Source organism: Paramuribaculum intestinale, from assembly GCF_003024925.1.
Lineage (GTDB): Bacteria > Bacteroidota > Bacteroidia > Bacteroidales > Muribaculaceae > Paramuribaculum > Paramuribaculum intestinale.
Genome location: NZ_PUED01000203.1, coordinates 1 through 3,922, shown reverse-complemented (window position 1 = coordinate 3,922; position 3,922 = coordinate 1). Strand labels below are relative to the sequence as shown.

At 44.1% G+C, this 3,922-nt stretch carries 4 protein-coding genes; all 4 read right to left on the bottom strand.

The window, feature by feature from the left end; genetic code table 11:
* Positions 1 to 184 precede the first annotated feature (184 nt).
* Complete coding sequence (locus C5O24_RS13830) at positions 185 to 481, bottom strand: hypothetical protein (protein WP_133165557.1); 297 nt, start codon at positions 479 to 481, stop codon at positions 185 to 187.
* A 239-nt stretch (positions 482 to 720) separates the two neighbouring features.
* Positions 721 to 2,256, bottom strand: coding sequence for a DUF1186 domain-containing protein (locus C5O24_RS11520; RefSeq protein ID WP_107681855.1), 1,536 nt, complete (start codon positions 2,254 to 2,256; stop codon positions 721 to 723).
* Between the two features lie 72 nt (positions 2,257 to 2,328).
* A complete protein-coding gene (locus C5O24_RS11515) occupies positions 2,329 to 3,363 on the bottom strand; it encodes a Fic family protein (protein WP_107681854.1) in 1,035 nt (344 codons plus the stop codon).
* Between the two features lie 119 nt (positions 3,364 to 3,482).
* Positions 3,483 to 3,803 carry a helix-turn-helix domain-containing protein gene (locus tag C5O24_RS11510; RefSeq protein ID WP_107681856.1) on the bottom strand — a complete coding sequence of 107 codons (321 nt, stop codon included), beginning with the start codon at positions 3,801 to 3,803 and terminating at the stop codon, positions 3,483 to 3,485.
* Positions 3,804 to 3,922: the final 119 nt, after the last annotated feature.

Sequence of the window (3,922 nt, the reverse complement as noted above, 5' to 3'; positions counted from 1 at the left end):
CCGTAATAATCATAAATTTTATTACTTTGTTTGCTCCTTATCGTCGAAGCGATTGGAACTCTTTCGCCATCTCGATTTATAACATAATCACCTAATCTTACCCACTGCCATGATTCGGGGATGTCGAAAGGCGGGGTGAAGTTCTGATAGTGGGATTTATCACAATACAACAAATGGATACAACTCAATGAGTCATATCCATTTGTATATATCTAGGGGACGTAAAGAGCTGCAAACTCCTGACAGCGACGTTTATATAGTACTTGAACAGTATGTTGACACGATGGCGCTGTATGTCAGTCCATTTGTTCTGCGACATCATCAGAGTGTGTTTGCTGCGGGCCAGTATCTGGCGCATGGTCTCTCCGTTGGAGCACGTTACCGGCGGTTCGGACTTGTCGCGGTTGTTTTCCTCTGCGATGAGCTGTCGGCGAATGTCAATGCGTGGGTGGTTAAAACGTTGATATATAGATAAGTACAAATCTGATTCGTACAAGTGACGTGAATTTTCTACGTTTGTAAGTTGTTAACCATCTGCTACTTAAATCGTTACAAGCCGCATTTGCCTCACCTCGCGCTGATTTCATAGGTGTTCGGCGATTTTCAATTGCCAAGCCGACAACAGTGACTCAATGCAAGGGTAGTTATAACAATCCGATTATCAAAGGAATATCGCATCTTTGACTTTTCGCGACATACAGATGAGCGTACAAAACGGGACTATTCTGGTTTCGTTATGAATTTTTTGAGACTCTCATATTGCTCATATATGTCAGGAATCTGATATTCGTCATTGTGTATTGCTCCACGACTGAGTTCGATGTCTTTGATGACATTTTTGCAGTCTCCGGCTATGGTCCTATTCACACAATCTGTTGCGAATGTGGCTTTGATTTCGGGGATGAGTTCCTTCGCGTCTATGTCCATCAGATTGCTCATCACAAAACCGGCGAATGTGCCGTCACAAGCTCTCTGAACAGGAAGATTTGAAACCATATTGTTCAGAAGCCGTCGGAACACTTCGATAATTTCGCTACGTCTTTCCGGCTGATTGAAAATTATCATTGCCAGAGCATCAGGTGCTTGGGAACGGAGATAGGAATTCAGTCCCGGTTGACCCAGATACGCTTCTATTGCAGGGATATTATCCTTGCCACACGCATAGAGCGCCGGGTGTATTAGTTCCGGAGTCAGGTCGCCAAGATGATAGTCGGCAAACTCATCGGTCTGTCGCATAATCTCAAGAACTGCATCAAGACCCTTGTCGCTTTGAAGTTGGGCGAGAAGTATGAGCGAGTGCATAATAGCACTGTTGTTCCAACTCTCGATTGTATCATCATTGATACCTTTATATGTTTTGCCGATAGAATAGAGCATGACATTGCTGATGTCTTGTGCAGCTTCGTCTTTCGGCAGGGCAAGAATCCGGTCAATGACCTCGCGGGGCAGACAGCTGTAATTGTCAGGAGAAAGCAGCTCATCCGCTATAAACTGGTTCTTGACGGAAAGCGTCTGAGGATAATCGGGGTATTGATAGGTGTATTTTTCATCGGGATACCGATCGGATTCCTCTTTCATTTTAAGCATACCGTCCAGAGCCTTTTTTACGTCTTTTAAGGTGATGTCGGAGAAAGGAGATTCCTCGTCATCATCCTCGAAGTCCTCATTATCGACGTCTTCACCGTAAGGCATGACATATTCAAAATCATCGCCAAGGTTTTTCTTCAGTGTATGGTAATATGGCATTTCCTTTCTGTCAGGATTGACAACAAGAAAATGTTTGCCGTTTTTACCGAAATCATATTCAATCAGCGGTATGTCATCCGTATCCTCTTCCAGAATATATCCGGCCGGATCAAACTCTTTTGACGGTTTAATGCCACCTTCCTCAGCGAAAGCCATTGCTCCATAGATAATGTTGTGGGCTTCGTTGTAACTGATTTCTTCAAGTCCCATACCTTTCCTATAGTTGTTCAGGTACTCTTCAAAATCAGATGGAGTCATGTTTTCGTGATAACCGGCATCCTTCACACCCAGACAGAATGTATCGACGAGGAAAGAAGCCATAACCAGATTGCCGCTCGGACGCACTCGTGTGACTACGATATGTGCCATTCCGGATTCAAGCCAGTCAGGAGGAGCGATATAACATTTGCCAACTGGCAGGGTTCGCGCTTTTTCACGCATGAACCGATATGGAGAAAGTGCGGGCTGCTTTTGTCCCTTGCTGTTATTCTTGGATTTTTTCTTTGCCATGATAATCTTGAAATGTTGTTATAGTTGAAACAAATTTGAAAGAAAGATTGATTACCGTTCCATATAAATTTTCTAAAAGTAAGTCTTGACGGCGAAGAGGAATTGGTCGATGAAGATGCGTTTGAAGGCTGCGATATTGTTCTGCTCGTAGAACATCAGCATAGCCTTTTTGTATTCGATTGAATCCACTGTGCGGAATGAAATCGGGCAATGGCCGTTGGCGATTAGAATGCCGTTGCTCACAATTCTGGCTGTGCGTTTGTTGCCGTCGGTGAACGCCTGAATATAGCTGAGTAAAACGAGCGCGAGCAGAGCTTTCTCGAAGATGTTGCTCTTGCCGTTGATTAGTCGCACTGTATCTTCAAGTGCCTCACGAATCTGAAACTCATTGTCAAGCGGAGTGTAGTTTGTTCCAGTAATACCTACACGGCGGTGACGGATGTTTCTCTCAACACCTAATTCTTTTGTAAGTAACGCGTGAATCTCCTCGATACGAGCGACTGTCAAATCTTTAAGATAGTCCGGCACATCAAGAATAAAGTCGAGAGCATCCTTGTGATTGAGTAGCATCACGGCTTCCTCCTTGGTTTTTCCGCTTGCCGTTTGTTTCTCTTTCAGCAGTCTCTCCGTTTCCAGCAACGAATAAGTGTTGCCCTCTATCTGCGAAGATTTCCAAGACAGGTCGATTCCGAGACGTTCCATCTCTTTGCAATATTCTAACTCTGACATTTCCGAAAGGTGTTGACGGAAGAGTTGTTGTGCGTCATCAAGCCGTTGCAGTTCATCATCGGTGAATAAATCCACCTTTGGAAGAATTTCATTTATGAGCTCAAAATTGAACGATTCCTGCACCTGACGCTCGTCAACATCCTTGGCAAAGTATGTATCGAGGTTCAGCTCCATTGTCACATGAGCCTGAGGAGTAAGTCTATAACGAGTAGCCGGTCCACGACCTACAACCTCAATGTGTCCCTTGGCGACACCATCGGCAATCAATCGTTTGAGTGTTGCCGGACTTGGGGCATTGGTCAATGCCGAGCCGATCTCAGCACGTGATGCCTCCGGATTGTAGTGAAGAAACTGAAGGATTTCAATCTCTTGAGTCATATCTGATAAGTTTTATCGGCTCAAAATTACTAAAAATTATTGGATTATCGGCTCAATTCGAGCCGATTTTTGCCATGTTAGCACTTGATTTGAGCCGATATATTCATAGTGTCTATGAACTATGACTTCTTTGATGCTCGTTGACGGTGTTTCAGACTCAAATCTTGCAGATTGCGTCCGAGGGTATCCTCCTTGGCAATCAAAAGAAGATCGTCATCAAGTTGCAGAGCATAAAGAACACGGGCATAGATTCCGATTGAAACCGTAGGAGAGCCCTTCTCGATACGGTTCACAGTGATAGGCGAACAGGTCGCACGTTCAGCAACCTGCGCAATCGAGAGATTACGACGCAGCCGGGCGAGCTTAATCTGCTCGCCCAAAAGAGCCATTTTCTGCTCCAGTTTCCGGGGCAACTTAGTTCCCATAGTGTTCTTGGCCACTGCCTTTATTTTAAGAAGTGCAAAGTATCTAAACGGATAACTTTTCCACACTCAATCTATCTTTTAATACTGTAAACATAATAAAAATATTTATTATATGACAATGATTCGGTAAAATT

Coding starts and splice junctions, on each gene's coding strand:
- C5O24_RS11520 (WP_107681855.1), bottom strand. CDS start 2,256: ATGGCAAAGAAAAAATCCAAGAATAACAGCAAGGGACAAAAGCAGCCC.
- C5O24_RS11515 (WP_107681854.1), bottom strand. CDS start 3,363: ATGACTCAAGAGATTGAAATCCTTCAGTTTCTTCACTACAATCCGGAG.